17 protein-coding genes are annotated in these 15,988 nt (G+C 67.1%); 5 read left to right on the top strand and 12 right to left on the bottom strand.

What is annotated here, in order from left to right:
• Position 1 precedes the first annotated feature (1 nt).
• From EV667_RS07710 to EV667_RS07690, 5 genes are all read right to left on the bottom strand, one after another.
• Complete coding sequence (locus tag EV667_RS07710; protein WP_131834664.1) at positions 2–874, bottom strand: ABC transporter permease; 873 nt, start codon at positions 872–874, stop codon at positions 2–4.
• 27 nt (positions 875–901) lie between these two features.
• The gene (locus tag EV667_RS07705; protein WP_131834663.1) at positions 902–1,939 is read right to left on the bottom strand and encodes an ABC transporter substrate-binding protein; all 1,038 of its coding nucleotides are present in this window, start codon (positions 1,937–1,939) and stop codon (positions 902–904) included.
• 65 nt (positions 1,940–2,004) lie between these two features.
• On the bottom strand, positions 2,005–3,327 hold the full coding sequence (locus EV667_RS07700) for an NAD(P)/FAD-dependent oxidoreductase (protein WP_131834662.1): 1,323 nt from the start codon (positions 3,325–3,327) through the stop codon (positions 2,005–2,007).
• Positions 3,327–4,049 carry an HAD-IA family hydrolase gene (locus tag EV667_RS07695; protein WP_131834661.1) on the bottom strand — a complete coding sequence of 241 codons (723 nt, stop codon included), beginning with the start codon at positions 4,047–4,049 and terminating at the stop codon, positions 3,327–3,329. Before EV667_RS07695 ends, EV667_RS07700 begins: the two co-directional genes overlap by 1 nt.
• Before the next feature lie 36 nt (positions 4,050–4,085).
• Complete coding sequence (locus EV667_RS07690; protein WP_131834660.1) at positions 4,086–5,174, bottom strand: ABC transporter ATP-binding protein; 1,089 nt, start codon at positions 5,172–5,174, stop codon at positions 4,086–4,088.
• Between the two features lie 272 nt (positions 5,175–5,446).
• Between EV667_RS07690 and EV667_RS07685 the strand changes: the two genes are divergently transcribed.
• The 5 genes from EV667_RS07685 (at position 5,447) to EV667_RS07665 (ending at position 10,812) form a co-directional block, all read left to right on the top strand.
• Complete coding sequence (locus EV667_RS07685; protein WP_131834659.1) at positions 5,447–6,403, top strand: LysR family transcriptional regulator; 957 nt, start codon at positions 5,447–5,449, stop codon at positions 6,401–6,403.
• Between the two features lie 390 nt (positions 6,404–6,793).
• Positions 6,794–7,789: a substrate-binding domain-containing protein gene (locus EV667_RS07680; RefSeq protein WP_245516021.1), complete on the top strand. Its 996-nt coding sequence runs from the start codon at positions 6,794–6,796 to the stop codon at positions 7,787–7,789.
• A gap of 58 nt (positions 7,790–7,847) precedes the next feature.
• Complete coding sequence (locus tag EV667_RS07675; RefSeq protein ID WP_245516020.1) at positions 7,848–8,843, top strand: Bug family tripartite tricarboxylate transporter substrate binding protein; 996 nt, start codon at positions 7,848–7,850, stop codon at positions 8,841–8,843.
• A 16-nt stretch (positions 8,844–8,859) separates the two neighbouring features.
• Positions 8,860–9,312: a tripartite tricarboxylate transporter TctB family protein gene (locus EV667_RS07670; protein WP_131834658.1), complete on the top strand. Its 453-nt coding sequence runs from the start codon at positions 8,860–8,862 to the stop codon at positions 9,310–9,312.
• Positions 9,313–9,324: 12 nt separating this feature from the next.
• Positions 9,325–10,812, top strand: a complete 1,488-nt coding sequence (locus tag EV667_RS07665) for a tripartite tricarboxylate transporter permease (protein WP_131834657.1) — start codon at positions 9,325–9,327, stop codon at positions 10,810–10,812.
• A 130-nt stretch (positions 10,813–10,942) separates the two neighbouring features.
• On the opposite strand, the gene EV667_RS07660 is transcribed toward EV667_RS07665, so the two are convergent.
• From EV667_RS07660 to cbiM, 7 genes are all read right to left on the bottom strand, one after another.
• Complete coding sequence (locus tag EV667_RS07660; RefSeq protein ID WP_131834656.1) at positions 10,943–11,239, bottom strand: hypothetical protein; 297 nt, start codon at positions 11,237–11,239, stop codon at positions 10,943–10,945.
• A 73-nt stretch (positions 11,240–11,312) separates the two neighbouring features.
• On the bottom strand, positions 11,313–11,795 hold the full coding sequence (locus EV667_RS07655; RefSeq protein WP_131835065.1) for an ureidoglycolate lyase: 483 nt from the start codon (positions 11,793–11,795) through the stop codon (positions 11,313–11,315).
• A 41-nt stretch (positions 11,796–11,836) separates the two neighbouring features.
• Positions 11,837–13,267 carry a dihydropyrimidinase gene (hydA, locus tag EV667_RS07650; RefSeq protein WP_131834655.1) on the bottom strand — a complete coding sequence of 477 codons (1,431 nt, stop codon included), beginning with the start codon at positions 13,265–13,267 and terminating at the stop codon, positions 11,837–11,839.
• Positions 13,268–13,381: 114 nt separating this feature from the next.
• Complete coding sequence (locus EV667_RS07645; protein ID WP_131834654.1) at positions 13,382–14,095, bottom strand: energy-coupling factor ABC transporter ATP-binding protein; 714 nt, start codon at positions 14,093–14,095, stop codon at positions 13,382–13,384.
• Entirely contained in the window at positions 14,092–14,823 is a 732-nt protein-coding gene (cbiQ, locus tag EV667_RS07640) for a cobalt ECF transporter T component CbiQ (protein ID WP_245516019.1), read from the bottom strand. The genes EV667_RS07645 and cbiQ overlap by 4 nt, the downstream gene beginning before the upstream one ends.
• A complete protein-coding gene (locus EV667_RS07635) occupies positions 14,820–15,374 on the bottom strand; it encodes a cobalamin biosynthesis protein CbiL (protein ID WP_131834652.1) in 555 nt (184 codons plus the stop codon). Before EV667_RS07635 ends, cbiQ begins: the two co-directional genes overlap by 4 nt.
• Positions 15,371–15,985, bottom strand: coding sequence for a cobalt transporter CbiM (gene cbiM / locus EV667_RS07630; RefSeq protein ID WP_131834651.1), 615 nt, complete (start codon positions 15,983–15,985; stop codon positions 15,371–15,373). The genes EV667_RS07635 and cbiM overlap by 4 nt, the downstream gene beginning before the upstream one ends.
• Between the last annotated feature and the right edge of the window lie 3 nt (positions 15,986–15,988).

The following is a 15,988-nucleotide window of genomic DNA, read 5'->3' as shown; positions in this document are numbered from 1 at the left end:
GTCAGCGTGCTCCCATGATGCGCTCGAACGGGATCACGAAGCTGGCGAGGCGGAAGATGAAGAACACGCAGGCGAGCAGCACCACGCTGATCGAGGAAGCCGCGCCCCATTCGTTGTAGACTTCGATGTTGCGCGACACCAGCATTGAGACCATGTAGGTCCGCCCGCCGCCGAGCAGCTCCGGCGTGATGTAGAAGCCGAGCGTCAGCACGAAGACCAGCACCATGCCGGCGACCACCCCGGGCATGGAGAGCGGCAGGAACACGCGCAGAAATACGTGCAGCGGCGTGCCGCCAAGGCTGGACCCCGCCATGGTCAGCTCCGGCGGGATCTTCTGCATGGTGGCGTAAAGCGGCAGCACCATGAACGGCAGCAATATGTGCACGGTGGCGACAATCGTGCCGAACTCGTTGTTGACGAGCGTCAGCGGGGCGTCCACCAGCCCGAGTTCGGTCAGTGCCGTGTTCACCAGGCCGCGCCGCTGCAGCAGGATCAGCCAGGCATAGGCGCGCACGAGAACGCTGGTCCAGAACGGCAGCACCACCATCGCCAGGATGAAGAGGCTCCAGCGCCGGGAGGCACCCGCCGCCACATAGGCGACGGGATAGCCGAGGATGAGGGCCGCCGCCGTCACGATGAAGGCCATGCGGAAGGTCTGCAGGAAGGTCATCCAGTAGACGTCGTCGGTGAGAAACCGGGCGTAGTGCGCCAGGGTGAACCCGCCATCCTGCCGCACCGATTGCCAGGCCAGCCAGCAGAGCGGCACGATCAGGAGGCCGCCGACCACGGCGAGCGCCGGTGCCAGCAGCAGCAGGACCAGGCGGCGTTCGCGCCGCTGATGCGCGAGCGACGGGTTGACCGACGACGTCGACATGTGAGCTTCCTCGCTAGCAGCCGTCGCTCATTTCTGGATGAAGGACGCCCAACGCTTCTGCGCCTCCTCGCCCGCAGGCGAGCTCCACCACCCCACCGAGATCAGTATCTGCCTGGCCGCGTTGTCGGGCGAGCTCGGCATTTGCGCGGCGCGCTCGGGCGCGATTTTCCCGGTCTTGTAGGCGGCGGGGTTGCCCGGGCCATAGTCGATATAGGCCGGGAAGTTTGCCTGGATGTCGGCCGAAATCGCCGCGTTCAGGAACTTGTAGGAGGTGTCCAGATTGGGTGCGCCCTTGAGGATGCAGAGCGAGGTTTCCTGAAGGAAGCCCTGGTTGAAGGTGTAGCCGATCGGGGCGCCTTCCTTGATGACCGCCGTCACGCGGCCGTTCCACGCCATCTCCATGTCGATCTCGCCATCGGCGAGCAGCTGCGCCGACTGGGCGCCGGAGGTCCACCACACGGTGACGTGGGGCTTCAGCTGTTCCAGTTTCTTGAAAGCGCGGTCGACATCGAGCGGGTAGAGCTTGTCGGCCGGCACGCCGTCCGCCAGCAGCGCGGCCTCCAGCGTGGCCATGGGATGGCTGCGCAGTGCCCGGGTGCCGGGGAATTTCTCCACGTCCCAGAAATCGGCCCAGCTTTTGGGTCCGTTCTCGCCGTATTTCTTCGTGTTGAACGCAAGTACAGACGAATAGAACTCATAGGGAACCGAATATTCTGTCTTGTATTCGGCGGGAATTTCGGCGGCGTTGGGCAGCCGGGAGAAGTCGAGCTTCTCGATCATGCCCTGCTCGCCGCCGCGAATGCAATCCTTGGTCGGTGTGTCGATCACGTCCCATATCGGCTTTCCGGTCGCCGTCTGGGTCTTCAGCACCGGCCAGGCATCGGGCGATGAATCCTGGTGGATGGTGATGCCGAGCAGCTTGGCGACGGGGTCGAGGATGGCCTTGGTCTGGGCCTCCTGATAGGCGCCGCCCTGGGAGACGAAGGTGATCTGTTCGGCCGAGGCGGCCGCAGCCGGCAGCAGCAGCGCCGCCATTATCGCCGGGATCGAGAGTGTCACGCGCATTACGGTTCTCCTCTGGGTCATTTTTGTCGGCCGCTTGCGGTTGGTGAAGCGATGGTCGCGGCGCGTCATCGCCCTATGGCATCAAGGAACTGGTACCAGCCCGCGACCACGCGGACGGCGGGTTCGCGCAGGCCGTAAAAGGGAATGGGAGGAAGCGGCTGCCGCGTCAGCAGGCCGAGATCGGGTGTGCCGCCAGTGACCAGCGCGGCGACATGTCGGCCTATCCCGGAGGCGAGCGCCACGCCGGTGCCGTTGTAGCCGATCGAATAGACGACGCGGTCGTCGAGCCGCCCGAGATGCGGCAGGCTGTCCAGCGTCATGGCGACAAGGCCCGACCATTTATGGCTCACCTTCACCGACGCAAGCTCCGGAAACTGGCGCACCATGGCCTTTTCCAGCGCCGCAAAGGCCGCCCGGCTGTCTGTCTTGCCAAAGGCACCGCGCCCGCCATAGAGCAGGCGGTCGCCCGACTTGCGGAACCAGCGCATCATGCGCCGCGTCTCGGTGTAGCTGCGTCCGCTCGCCAGCAGCCCTGCCCCCGGCGTGCCGCCCAGCGCTTCGGTCGCCACCATCGCCGAGCGGAACGGGATGATGGATGTACGCACCATGTCGGTCGCCGGCGTCATGTCGGAATAGGCATTGGTGGCGATGACGAGCTGGCGCGCGGTGATCCGCCCGCGAGGCGTCTCCACGACCACGCCGGTTCCCTCGCGCCCGAAGCGGGTAACGGGCGTGTTCTCGTAAATGGCAATGCCCGCAGCCTTCAGCCCAGCCGCCAGCCCGAGCACGAAGTTGAGCGGGTGGATGACGCCGCCATGGGTGTTGAGCATGCCGCCGGTGAAGCCGCGCGACCCGGTTTCATCCGCAACCTCCCCGGCACTCAGCATCGAGACGTCGGTGTCGCCCAGCGCCTCGCGCAGCCAGGCGGCCTCGCTCCTGAGCGCTTCGAGCGTGCGGGCATTGTGAGCGCAGCGCAGCGAGCCCGTGGGCCGGGATTCGGCGCCCGCAATGCCGAGTTCCTCGATCAGTTGGCCGACATGCTCAATCGCCTCCAGCCCGAGAGCGTGCATGCGGCGCGCCGTGTCGAGGCCATGGCGAGCGGCGATGTCCTTGAAGCCGATGCGGAACTTGCCGGACACCACGCCGCCATTGCGCCCACTGGCGCCCCAGCCGATGCAATTGGCCTCGATGACCACGGGCGAAAGCCCGGCCTTGGAGAGATAACGCGCGCTGGAAAGCCCGGTATAGCCGCCACCGATGATGGCGACGTCGAAGGACTGGTCGCCCGACAGTCTCCCGAACGCCGGCCGGGCAACCGAGGTCGCCTGCCAGAGGGAGCCACTGCCGACCGATGGAAGCGGGGCGACCATGCCCTTCGGGCCCGGCATCAGGCGGCTGCGCGGGTGTCGGCGCGTTCCGCATCGACCGCGTCCGCGAGCTGCTTGAGCGAGGAGAAATGGAAGTCCGGCGTGGTGATCACCTTGGGATCGGGCGTCCCGCCGAAACCCTTCTGGCCCTGGCGCCGCTCGATCCAGCAGGTGGTGAAGCCCTCGGCCTTGGCGACGCCGATGTCGTGGTGCTGGCTCTGCGCGACATGCAGGATCTCCCACTGCTGGAATCCGAGCGCCGACTGCCGGCCCCTGTTGAAGGCGAAGAAGCGCGTATCCGGCTTGGCGCATCCGGCCTCGTCGCAAGTGACGCTGTCGTGAAACGGGTTGCCCAGCGTGGCGGAATAGGCGGAGAAGGCGGTGCGGTCCGCATTGGTCATGGCGACAAGGCGGAAGTTCTTCCGCAGCCGGCGCAGCGCCTCGACGGAATCGGCGAAGGCGGGCCAGCGCAGCACCGCGAGCTGGAAGGCCTCGGCGGTGGCGTCGTCATTGGTGAAGCCGCATTCATTGGCGAGCGACAGGTAGACATCCTTCATGGCGAAGGAAGAACGCCCGTAGAATTTGTCGCGGCCGCGCTTATAGGGCTCGAAGATCTCGTCATCGCTGGCTGCGGCAGCGCGCGGGCCGCCAAGCGCACGCACCGCGCCCAGGACCCCCGCCTCGAAATCGATCAGCGTGCCGACCACGTCGAACGTCATGACCTTGAAATCGGTGAACTTCATTTTCTGCGTTCCTCTCGGGCGTATCGGTAAATCGGGTCAGCGGACGTGGGGGACGACGATCGTGTCGTCCGGGTGGATGGCGACGGCGATGCGCTCGCCCGGCGCCTTGAGCTGCGAACGGCCCTGGTGATTGCTCGGCACCCGGAGGCTGAGCCGCGCCCCGCGGTCGAGTTCCAGGAAGATGCGGATGCTCTCGCCCTGGTAGAGCGTCTCGGTCACGACGCCGCACAGCACGTTCGTCATTCCCGGCGCCGCGTCGACGATGGTGAGTTTCTCGGAATGGACAGCGAGCAGCAGGTCGGTGTCGCCCTGCACCGGGCGCGCGGAGATGAGGCGCATGCCGTCGAGTTCGACCGACCGGTCGTCGACGCGCCGCACCGGCAGCAGCGTCGCCTCGCCGATGAAGCCGGCGACAAAGGAATCGGCCGGATGGTCGTGAAGCCGCTCCGGCGTATCGACCTGGACGAGTTGCCCCTTGTTCATGACCGCGACGCGATCGCTCATGGTGAGCGCCTCGCGCTGGTCGTGGGTCACATAGATCATCGTCGCCGCGAGCTTGCGGTGCAGGTGCTTGAGTTCGATCTGCATGCTCTCGCGCAGCTGCTTGTCCAGCGCGGAAAGCGGCTCGTCCATCAGGATCAGGCGGGGCTCGAAGATCATGGCGCGGGCAAGCGCGACGCGCTGGCGCTGGCCGCCCGACAATTCGTGGATCTTGCGCTCGCCGAAGCCGCCGAGTTCCACCATGTCGAGCGCCGATGCGAGCCGGCCCGGCCACTCGGATTTCGGCATGCGTCGCGCCCGCAGCGGAAACGTCACATTTTCCGCGACGTTCATGTGCGGGAACAGCGCGTAGTTCTGGAACACGATGCCGATGTCGCGCGTGTGCGGCGGCTCGAAGGTGATGTCGCGCTCACCGAGGAGAATCGAGCCCGACGTCGGCTGGACGAAGCCGCCGAGAATACCCAGCAGAGTGGTCTTGCCCGAGCCTGACGGCCCCAGGATGGAGACGAATTCACCCGGTGCGACGTCAAGGTTGATGGTGTCGAGCGCGCGGAAGCTGCCATAGAACTTTGAAGCGCCTCGGATGGAGACCCCTACGGTGTCGCGCGACGCTATTGTCGACATGCTGTCCCCCGGTTCGACCCCGGGGCCGATGTGCGACAAATCCCCTTCGCCATGAGGCCTCCTCAGGAAAGCTACGGCGGAACGTTACATCGTATGCACAATGGACGCGGTCGCGTGCGCTGGGCGGCTCCTGCCGCGCCCGGACCGCAGCGCGGCTCTACCTCCCGAACTCTGCGCTTTCGGGGTCAATCCCCGCCGTTCATGACAGCAGGAAACCAATGATCGCCGGGACATTCAATTGAATAAAAATCCGGATGGCATTACATTATGTAATGCGCAAGCTTCGCCTCGCCTTGCCGTCGATGAATGGCTTCTTCACGTTCGAGGCCGCGGCGCGCTGTGGCAACTTTGCCCGCGCTGCCGAGGAACTCAACGTGACGCCCGCCGCCGTGAGCCGGATGATGGGACGGTTGGAGGACCATCTCGGCATCAACCTGTTCGACCGCGCAGCCGGCGGCGTGACGCTGACCGAGGCCGGGCGCATTCTCTATGAGGCCGTCTCTCGCGGCTTCTCGGGCTTCGAGCACGCCCTGCGCGAGATCGAGGACCGCAGGACGGGTGTCGAGACCGTTACCCTCTCGGTCTCCACCGGCTTCACCACGCACTGGATCATGCCGCACATGGCGGAGATCAAGCGGGCCTTCCCGTCGCTCGAACTGCGTTTCCAACTCATCATGTCGGCACTGTCCGGGCCGGTCAGCGATGTCGACCTCGGCATGCGTTTCGTCGACGGGCCGGACGAGCGGCACGAGGCAAGCTACATCATGCCCGAGATACTCGTGCCGATCTGCAGCCCGGGCTACCGCGACAGGTCGCGCGACCGCGTTGCCGATGTCGAGACGGAAGGCCCGATCACCTTTGGCGATACGCAACCGGACTGGTCGCAGGTGTTCTTTCCCGGCGATCCCGGCGCCGCGACCAATTCAATGATCTTCTCCGACTATGCGATCGTCGTGCAGGCGGCGATGCTTGGCCAGGGCGTCGCGCTCGGCTGGCTCAACGTCACCTGCCACTGGCTGCGGACCAGAGCGCTGGTTCCGGCAAGCCCTGCCGTCAAGGCCACGGGTCGGCACTGCCAGTTCGTGCGCTCGCGCGACAAGCCGCTGCGGCCCATCGTGGCGGAACTTCGCGACTGGATCATCGCGCGGCTCGACGAGGATGTCCGGCACGTCGCGCAGATCTATCCGGAACTTCAGCTCGAAGCGCTGCTCGAACGCGGACGCAGGTAGGCATTCAACGCATTCGGCGTCCCGGGCTGACGTCGCGAATCCGGCGGATTCTACCGTGCAGCGAATGCCGTGGCTGCGACGCAACACCGCGAGCATAGAAACCAATATCGATATTGGTTGAACAACCCTTGTCCCATCACCGCGAGAAATCGCCCGCTTTCGCGACGAGATTGCCAAGGGCGCTGCGCAAGCTTCCCCAGAGGCCGCCGATCCCGTGGACTTTTGTTGACGTTGGGTTAGGCCCAATATAAAACCAAATCTAAATCGGTTGTAATTGATTGACCGAGACGCCGAGGCGGCGTCCGCCATCACCAGCCGCGAGCACGGGCCGCCAGAGCCTGCACGACAAAAAACGCGCAAAAAGAGCATCCTTGCGGGAGGAGCGTGGACGTGGGTACGCCGACCACTATTTCGATGGCCTTCTGGAACCATGATCGCGTTCAGGCGCTGATCGACGGCACGCTGGCCCTGCCCGGCTACGCCACCGACATACATGTTCTGCCGACGAGCGCGCTGTTTCCGATCGCTGTGCAGGAAGCGCGCTTCGACATCACCGAGCTCTCGCTTTCCAGCCACATCCTGCAGGTCTCACGCGGCACTCCCGACTATACGGCGGTGCCGGTTTTTCTCTCCCGCGCCTTCCGCCATAACGGCTTCTTCAGGCGGGCGGGTTCTGGCATCGAGACCCCGGCGGACTTCGCCGGCCGCGCCATCGGCGTTCCCGAATACCAGATGACGGCTGCGCTGTGGATGCGCGGCATCCTCAACGATGAGTATGGCGTGCGCGCCGAAGCTATCTCCTGGCGCACCGGAGCGCTCGACCAGGGGGTGCGCCGCGAACGCCTGGCCCTCACGCCGCCGGCGGACCTGTCGATCCAGCCGATCAACGACGGCGAGACGCTGCAGGAACTTCTGCTTGCCGGGGCGGTCGACGGGCTGCTGGCGCCCAATCCGCCCAAGGCGTTCCTCGACGGCGACCCGCGCATCGAGCGAGTCTTCCCCGATTTCGAGGCCGCCGAGCGCGCTTACTTCGCCCGGACCGGGTTCTTTCCGGTCATGCATGTGCTGGCGGTGCGGAATTCGCTGGTCGAGCGCCATCCCGATCTGCCGATGCTGCTGTTCGACACCTTCCGCAGCGCGCGCGATCTGGCGATGCAGAAGCTGCGGGAGATCTGGCTCGGCTCGGCGAACCGGCTGACGCTTCCCTGGCTGAATGCCAGCATGGAGTCGACCCTGGCCGCCATGGGGCAGGACTACTGGCCCTATGGCTTCACGGCGGCGCGCACCGAGCTCGCCGCCGCCTGCCGCTATTCCAGCGAGCAGCACCTCGCTCTGCGGCAGGTCTCGCCAGAAGAGCTTTTCCACCCGTCGACACTCTGGACCTGAACGAAGCCAGGGGCGGTGGAACTGGACCAACAACAACAGATCAAACGGGAGGACTTTCATGACCACGAGGATAAGGAACGCCGGTGCGCTGGCGTTTACATGCGCGCTTTCCTGGACCATGGCCGCCACCGTGCCGGCGCTGGCGCAGACCGAAATGCGCGCGCCCAAGGGGCCGATCGAGATCACCGTCGGCTCCGGCGCCGGCGGATCGCCTGACGTCATCATGCGGACCATGGCCAAGATCATGAATGACGGGCTGGTGGAGAACCCCATCGTGGTTCAGAACCGGACCGGCGGCGGCCATTCCAACGCCTATAACTATGTCCTCGGCAAGAAGGGCGACGAGAACGTTCTCCTCACCCTGGCCTCGCCGGTGTTCACCACGCCGATCGTCCAGGGCACGCCCTCGGTGATCGACCAGGTGACGCCGATTGCCGGCTTCGTGCAGTCGGAACTGGTGCTGCTGACCAATCCGGACGGCAAATTCAACACGCTTGAGGAGTTCGTCGCCGCCGCCAAGGAGCAACCCGGCCGCGTCCGCATCGCCGGCGGCGCCTCGGGCGGCAATGACCATCTCGCCACCGCGCTGGTCGAGCAGGCCGCCGACATCAAGCTGACCTATATCCCCCATGAAAGCGGTTCGGCCGCGCAGGCCACCTTCCTCGGCGGCAATGTCGAAGGCCATTTCGCCACGCTCGCCGAGGGCCTGAGCCTCATCGAATCCGGCAAGGCCAAGCCGCTGGCCATCCTTTCGGAAAAGCGCCGCACCGAGCCCGGCTACAAGGACGTGCCGACGGCGAAGGAACAGGGCGTCGACGTCGTCTACCTGCAGTTCTGGGGCGTTGCCGGTCCTCCGGGCCTCGATCCCGCCGTCGCGGCCTGGTGGGCGGACAAGTTCCAGAAGGCCTCCGAGACCCAGGCCTGGAAGGACACCATCGCCAGAAACCTCCAGCTTTCCACCTTCTACGGGCTGGATGACGCCGGGGCCTATTTCAAGCGCGAGCAGGATACGTTCCGACGTCTCCTGACGAGCGTCGGCCTCGCGAAGAACTGACCGGCGGAGCCAGACGATGAGACTTCTCGCGGCACTTCCCGCTCTGTTCATGATCGGGCTGTCCCTGCTCGTCGGCCTTGGAACGATGGGCCTGCGCTATTGGGACGGCGTGACGCCTGGACCCGCGTTCTTTCCCGTCTGGCTTGCCGCTGCGGGGGCGGTGCTGGCCGTGATTCTGCTCGTCGAGCAGTTTCGCGGCCACTCCCTCGGCGATCTCGATTTTCCCGACGGGGCCGGCTTCCTGCGTGTCGGGGCGACCCTGGCGGCCATGGTCGGCATGGGTCTGGTCACGCCGATCGTCGGCATGGTGCCCGCCGTCGCCCTGTTCATCGGCTTCATGCTGACGCTCGTGCTGCGGCAGAAGCTGGTGCCCAGCCTTCTCACCGCCGTCGGCGTGGCCGTCGGCGTCGAGCTTGTCTTCGTGCGTTGGCTGGGTGTTTCCCTGCCGGCGATCGCCTTCCCTTTTTGAGAACCGCGAACCATGTCAATCCTCGAATTGCTCGGCCAGGGTTTCGCGACCGTTCTGACACCCGCGGGCCTCGGATTCGTCTTTCTCGGCGTGCTGATCGGCCAGATCGTCGGCGCGTTGCCGGGCATCGGCCCGGCGGCGGGCATGGCTCTCCTGCTGCCTCTCACCTTCGGCCTCGATCCGGCGATCGCCATCATGATGCTGGCCGGCATCATGTATGGCGGCCAGTATGGCGGCACGCTGACCTCCGTCCTCATCAACGTGCCGGGCGAGGCCTCGGGCGTCATGACGGCGGTCGACGGACACAAACTGGCGCGCGAGGGCCGTGCTGGAACGGCCCTGTCGATCGCGGCGATAGGCTCCTTCATTGCCGGCATCGGCGCCGTCATCGCCGTCACCTTCATCACCCCGACGCTCAGTGATTTTGCCCTGCGGTTCAATGCGCCGGAGTATTTCCTGCTCGCCCTGCTCGGCGTGACCGCGACGGCCAGCCTCGGCGCCTCGCCGGTGCGCGCCCTCATGGCCGGCGTGCTCGGGCTGATGATCGCGCTGGTGGGCGCCGATCCGCTGACGGGGGCGCCGCGCCTGACCTTCGGTCAGCCCGCCCTGTTCGAGGGGATCGACTTCATTCCCGTCGCTATCGGCATTTTCGGCATTGGCGAAGTGCTGGCCTCGCTGGAACGCTCGCATGCGATGGAGCCCATCCGCACCCGCTTCCGCGACATGCTGCCGAAGATGAGCGACTGGGTGGCGACCCGCGCTGCCATTCTGCGCGGCGGCATCATCGGCCTGTTCGTCGGCATCATGCCGGGGGCGGGAGCCTCGGTGGCCTCGCTGCTCGCCTATCTCACCGAGCGCAAGTTCAGCCCGCATCCCGAGCGGTTCGGCAAGGGGGCGCTGGACGGCGTGGCGGCGGCCGAGGCGGCGAACAATTCCGCCTCGCACGGCGCGATGATCCCGATGCTGGCGCTTGGCATTCCCGGCTCGGCCTCGACGGCGGTGCTGCTGGCGGCGCTCATCCTGCACGGCGTCCGCCCCGGCCCGATGCTGATGCAGCAGGAATCGACCCTGGTCTGGGGGCTGATCGCCTCGATGTTCGTCGGCAACCTGTTCCTGCTGATCATCAACCTGCCGCTGGCCCCGCTGTTCGCGGCACTGCTGCGGGTGCCCTATGTGTATCTCGCCCCCGGCATTCTCGCGCTGTCGCTCGTCGGCGCCTATGCCGCAACGCTGGATCTGGGCACGGTGTGGATGTGCATCGTGTTCGGCGTGCTGGGCTGGCTGATGATCAAGTTCGACATTCCCCGGCCGCCGCTGGTGCTCGCCCTGGTGCTCGCGCCGATGCTGGAAATGTCGCTGCGCCAGTCGCTGCTGCTGTCCTTCGGCAGCCTGTCGATCTTCGTCGAGCGCCCGATCTCCGCCGTGCTGCTGGTGGTGGTCCTGTTCTCGCTCGCCTTGCCCGTCTACGGCGCGCTGAAGAGGTCGCGGGCCCGGACCTGACGAGCCATGATGGCCGGCCGGGCCGCCATGCGGTTCCGGCCGGTTCGACCTGAAAAAGGGGACAGGAACGAATGCCCCTGCCCCCTTCAGACCCCGAGGGGCCAGCCTCATCCGGCCTGAGCCGGGCCGCCTACCAGTTGGACTGGCGATCGCGGCCGATGAAATAGCCCACCACGACGCCCGCCAGCGCCGCCGTCACCATGCCGGGCAGCACGTCGATCCGGTTGGCCACAGCCGCGTTCCCCGCCGCATAGAGTTCCGACGCACGGTCGGCCCCCGTCGCGTAGAGGTTCGAGGCACGGTCGGCGGCGTCGCTGACACCGTCGCGTACGGCATCGGTGGCGGCGGAGACGTTGCGGCCGGTTTCGCGCATGAGCTGATCGGCGCTGGAAGGCAGATTCTCGTTGATCTTGTTGGCGTCGGCCATCGGGGGGTCCTCCTGACAGTGGCTGCCGGGATAACGCCCGCCGCTGGTTAGCGTTCCCCGCTCCCGGGCGCCGTCAGCCGGCCCGGATGACGAACGGGGCGACGAGTTGCTCCTCGCAATCCTCGCGCGTGCCAGCCTGCCAGGACTGCACGAAGAACCGCCCGGCTCCGCCGAGCCCGATGATCGGCGTGTGCCAGACCCCGCGCCGGTAGACGACGCCGCCCCCGCCGGGAAAATGGAACGCCCGCAGGGTGCTGAGATCGGGACGCCCCCGTCCGTCATCGAGGCAGACGGCGAGGATGAAATCCTCCGAATGTAGGGAGATGATCGCCTGCTGCGAGAAGGCATGGCGCTCCATCAGCCGCACCACCAGCGGCAGCGCCTGCGGTGTGGTCTCGAACAGCGAGGCGACCAGCCGGCTTCCGGGCCGGTGATCCCGCTCGATCTCGACGATGTCGTGGCGGCGTGCCGTGCCCGCATTCACCAATATCGGCGCGGCGGCCCCCGCGTCCACCAACTGGCCGTAGGGGTCAAAGCCCTCCGCCGTTGCGGGCATCGGGAGCACTTCCAGCTCCCGCGCCGACCCGCCCGCGCCGTTCACGACACGCCGCCTGCCGGCACAGCGTATGGCGAAAGCTCGCGCTTGAGGAAACCGCCGTCGCCGGGCTCTCCGACGATCTGCCCGTCTTCCACCATCACCTTGCCGCGCAGCAGCGTCATGACAGGCCAGCCGGTGACTTCCATGCCCTCATAGGGGGTGTAGTCGGCACCGTGGTGCATCAGTTCCTGGCGGATGGTTTCCTTGCGATTGGGGTCCCACAGCACGATGTCGGCGTCGAAGCCGGGGGCGATGGAGCCCTTCTTGGGGTACAGGCCGTAAATCTTGGCATGGTTGGTCGAGGTGAGCGCGACAAACTCGTTGAGCGTGATGCGCCCCTCCACCACGCCCTTGGTGAACAGGATCTGCAGCCGCGTCTCGACGCCGGGAATGCCGTTCGGCACCCAGCGGAAGGAGGTGCGCGCCTTCGGGTTCAGCTTGCCCATCTCGCCCTCGTAGAAGAAGGCGCAGTGGTCTGAGGAAAAGGTCTGGAACACGCCGGTGCGGATGCCCTCCCAGATGGCGTCCCAGCTCGCATGGTCGCGCGGGGGCGGCGAGCAGACATATTTGCCGCCGCTCTCGTCCATGTTGAGGCCCTTCATGTCCTCGGCGGTGAGCGCGACATATTGCGGGCAGGTCTCGCCATAGACCTTGAGGCCCTTCTGCTGCGCCCAGCGGATCTGCTCCATCGGCTCGCGCCCGGAGACGTGCACCACCATGATCGGCACATCCGTCAGCTCTGCATGGCTGATAGCGCGGTGGGTCGCCTCGCGCTCCACCGACTGCGGGCGGGAGACGCCGTGATAATAGGGCGCCGTCTTGCCGGCCGCCTCCAGCTTCTGGGTCATGAAACGGATGGCGTCATAGCCCTCGCAATGGACCATGACGAGGGCGCCGCAGCCGCGCGCGCAGTCGAACACTTCCAGCAGCTGGCGGTCGTTCAGCACCAAATCGTCATAGGTCATGAACACCTTGAACGAGGTGTAGCCGTCACCCACCAGCGCCGGCAGTTCCTGCCCCAGCACGCTGGCGGATGGGTCGGAGATGATGAGGTGGAAGCCGTAGTCGCAATAGCACTTGCCGTCGGCTTCCTTGTGATAGTCCATCACGCTCTCGCGCAGGCTGGCGCCGCGCGGCTGCAGCGCGAAGGGCAGCACCGTGGTGTTGCCGCCCGCAATGGCCGAGCGGGTGCCGCTCTCGAAGTCGTCCGCCATGGCCGGGCCGCCAAATGCCGGCTGGGCGAGATGGACGTGGCTGTCGATGCCGCCGGGCATCACCAGCAGCCCCGAGGCGTCGATCACCCTCGCCCCGCCGCTCAGGCTCTCGGCCACCGCCACGATGCGCCCGTCGCGGATGCCGACATCGGCGCGCACCGTGTCCGAAGCGGTGACGACGGTGCCACCGCGGATGACCGTATCGAATTCATTCATGGGCGCCTCGTGGATGGGTTCGGGGGGATCGCGACTGCGTCGGGCCAGCATAGAAGGCGCCGTCAGCCGAGGCGAGCCTTTGAGGGGCGCGCGCGCCGCTGCCGCCCCAAGTCCTCAGTCTCCGCTCACATGGATATGCGGGTGCGAATGGGTGTGGCTGTGCGCGTGGGTGTGCAGCGCGGCTGGGGACAGAAGGCCGTTCTCGATCGCCATCGCCCGTGTCGCCAGCTCGGCGATGAAGGCATCATCATGCGAGACCAGCAGCATCGCGCCGGGAAACGCGTGCAGCGCCGCCCGCAGGCGCTTTCCGTTCTCGGTGTCGACGCCGTTAGTGGGTTCATCCAGCAGCAGCACGTCTGGCTTCATCGCCAGCAGCCCGGCGAGGCAGACCAGGCGCTTTTCGCCACCGGAAAGCCGGTGGCTGATCCGCGGGGCGAGAGCGGCGATGCCGAGCATCGCCAGCACCTCCTGCGCCCGGCAAAAAGCTTCCGCCTGGGTGCAGCCGAGATTGAGCGGCCCGAAAGCCACGTCCTCGATCACGCTCGGGCAGAACAGCTGGTCGTCGCTGTCCTGGAACAGATAGCCGATGCGCGGGCGCAGGGTGCGGAAATCGCGCTCGGTCTGGCACGGCGTGCCGAACAGCCACACCTGTCCAGCGCTCGGGTGCTCCAGCCCGACAAGGGTGCGCAGCAGCGTCGTCTTGCCCGCCCCGTTCGGCCCGACAATGGCCAGCCGCTCGCCGGCGGCGAGGCCAAGGCTGACCTCGCGCAGCACGGCGGCCCCGTTACGGGCGACAGTGACGTCCTCAAGGGCGAGCAGCGCGCTCATAGCCTGTCCGCCACCGTGACCGCGAGGCCGAAGACCACCGCCGCCGAGGCGCCCGCCCAATCCCGCAGCGAGGGGGCAGGCTGGGCGAGGCGCGGGAAACGTCCCTCATAGCCCCGGCAGAGCATCGCCTCCTCCACACGCTGCGCCCGTTCCAGCGCCCGCACCAGCAGCATGCCGATGAGATGGCCATAGCTGCGCCAGCTGTGGCGGTTCGTGCCGGGGCGGAAGCCGCGCATCCGCATGGCCTCCTGCAGCCGCCGGGCCTCGTCGCGAATCAGCCCGAGATAGCGCGCCGTGAGCACGAACAGGCGCACGATTGCCTCCGGCACATAGAGTCCTCGCAGCGCAGTGCCGAGCCGCGCTGGCTCGACCTGCCCCAGCATCACCGTCAGCACCAGCACCGAGGCGGAAACCTTGGCGGCGATCAGCATGGCGCGCTCCAGGCCCTCGACGCTCGCCGTCAGCGGGCCGAGAGTAAACAGCGGCCGCCCCGCAAGGGTGAAGGGGAGCGTCGCGAACAGCAGAAGCAGGAAAGCCTCGACATGCAGCAGTCGCCGCCAGAGCTGGGCATCGGGCCGGCGCCATGCGGCCACCAACCCCACCGCCGCCAGCGCCGCCAGCGCGATGGGGAGCGCGCGCAATTGCGACAGGCAGGCTATGACGATGAAGGCCGCGACGAGGCGCAGGCGAAGGTCGCCCGAGGACGTCTGCAGCGCCGCCACCGTCATGTGCGGCGCCCGCGCGCCCACAGGCCGATGCCGGCGAGGCCGAGAATGAGGAAGACGCCGGAGAGGATGTCGGCATAGCGCAGGCGCGAATCCAGTTCCTCGATCCGTTCCATCAGCGGGGCCACCTGCCGCTGCACAGCCGCCTCGACGAGCCCGGCAAGGCGCGCCTCGGCCCCGTCCACCGCCGGGCCAGGGCTCTCCGACGCCAGCGGCGGAGCCCCGGCCACCACCGCGCCCCCAAAGCGCGACGCCGGCAGCGTTACCGACGCCACATGCCCCTCGCGCGTGTCGACCGTTACCGTCGCATCCGCGGGTGGCTGAGGGGCGGGGAAGGCGAAGCGCCCCTCCCCGTCCGTCGCGCCCTCGGCGAGGCGCGCGCCGGCGGCGTCCTTGGCGATCCAGGGCGCCTGTGCCGCCCGGCCACCGCCGATGAAGAAGGCGTAGCCCTTCACCGCGCGCTCCTCGACGGTCGCGAAGACCTTGAGCTTGTGCGCGTTCGCCGGTCCGGCGAAGGCCAGTGCCAGCAAGAGCGCCGTCAGGAAACGGATCATGGCGCGACCGGCCTCAGCGCGTCGGGCTGCACGCGGGCGAGGAAGGAGACGATGGTGGCGGTGACGACGGCCTCAGCGAGGGCGAGCGGCAGATAGGTGGCGATCACCACGCGGGCCGCCGGCGTGTAGTCGCTCGACGACAGCCACAGCGACAAGGCAACGAGCCCCCCCGTCCCCAGCACCGCCAGCGCGCCGGCCAGCGCGCCGGCCGCCACTCGCACCGCAGGTCGCGTCGTGGAGCGGATCACCGGACCCAGCAGCAGGCCGCACAGCACCCCCGGCAGAGCGATGTTCACCGTGTTCACCCCGAGCGTCGTCAGTCCGCCAAAGCCGAACAGCAGCACCTGCAACAACAGGGCCACGAGGACGGCGAGAAAGGCGGCGGTGCCGAGCATCACCCCCATCAGCCCCGCCAGCAGCAGGTGGACGCTGGACGGCCCCACCGGCACCGCGACAAGCGAGCCTGCGAAGAACGCCGCCGCGAGGATGGCGGTGCGCGGGGTCATCCGGTCGTCGAGCCGCCGCAGCCCCAGCGCCACGCCGGCGGCGGCAAGCGCACCGCCGGCGATGAGGACGGGAGCGGAGAGGATGCCGTCGGGGATGTGCGCCATGAA

This window comes from Ancylobacter aquaticus (assembly GCF_004339465.1).
Taxonomy (GTDB): Bacteria; Pseudomonadota; Alphaproteobacteria; order Rhizobiales; family Xanthobacteraceae; genus Ancylobacter; species Ancylobacter aquaticus.
This window is presented reverse-complemented; position numbering and strand designations above follow the sequence as displayed.

Bases quoted from the DNA above. Each gene is read 5' to 3' on its own strand.
- EV667_RS07645 (WP_131834654.1), bottom strand. From the start codon at position 14,095: ATGAGCGCGCTGCTCGCCCTTGAGGACGTCACTGTCGCCCGTAACGGG.
- EV667_RS07700 (WP_131834662.1), bottom strand. From the start codon at position 3,327: ATGCCGGGCCCGAAGGGCATGGTCGCCCCGCTTCCATCGGTCGGCAGT.
- EV667_RS07655 (WP_131835065.1), bottom strand. From the start codon at position 11,795: ATGCCCGCAACGGCGGAGGGCTTTGACCCCTACGGCCAGTTGGTGGAC.
- EV667_RS07710 (WP_131834664.1), bottom strand. From the start codon at position 874: ATGTCGACGTCGTCGGTCAACCCGTCGCTCGCGCATCAGCGGCGCGAA.
- cbiM (WP_131834651.1), bottom strand. From the start codon at position 15,985: ATGGCGCACATCCCCGACGGCATCCTCTCCGCTCCCGTCCTCATCGCC.
- hydA (WP_131834655.1), bottom strand. From the start codon at position 13,267: ATGAATGAATTCGATACGGTCATCCGCGGTGGCACCGTCGTCACCGCT.
- EV667_RS07685 (WP_131834659.1), top strand. From the start codon at position 5,447: ATGCGCAAGCTTCGCCTCGCCTTGCCGTCGATGAATGGCTTCTTCACG.
- cbiQ (WP_245516019.1), bottom strand. From the start codon at position 14,823: ATGACGGTGGCGGCGCTGCAGACGTCCTCGGGCGACCTTCGCCTGCGC.
- EV667_RS07690 (WP_131834660.1), bottom strand. From the start codon at position 5,174: ATGTCGACAATAGCGTCGCGCGACACCGTAGGGGTCTCCATCCGAGGC.
- EV667_RS07635 (WP_131834652.1), bottom strand. From the start codon at position 15,374: ATGATCCGTTTCCTGACGGCGCTCTTGCTGGCACTGGCCTTCGCCGGA.
- EV667_RS07660 (WP_131834656.1), bottom strand. From the start codon at position 11,239: ATGGCCGACGCCAACAAGATCAACGAGAATCTGCCTTCCAGCGCCGAT.
- EV667_RS07665 (WP_131834657.1), top strand. From the start codon at position 9,325: ATGTCAATCCTCGAATTGCTCGGCCAGGGTTTCGCGACCGTTCTGACA.
- EV667_RS07670 (WP_131834658.1), top strand. From the start codon at position 8,860: ATGAGACTTCTCGCGGCACTTCCCGCTCTGTTCATGATCGGGCTGTCC.
- EV667_RS07705 (WP_131834663.1), bottom strand. From the start codon at position 1,939: ATGCGCGTGACACTCTCGATCCCGGCGATAATGGCGGCGCTGCTGCTG.
- EV667_RS07675 (WP_245516020.1), top strand. From the start codon at position 7,848: ATGACCACGAGGATAAGGAACGCCGGTGCGCTGGCGTTTACATGCGCG.
- EV667_RS07695 (WP_131834661.1), bottom strand. From the start codon at position 4,049: ATGAAGTTCACCGATTTCAAGGTCATGACGTTCGACGTGGTCGGCACG.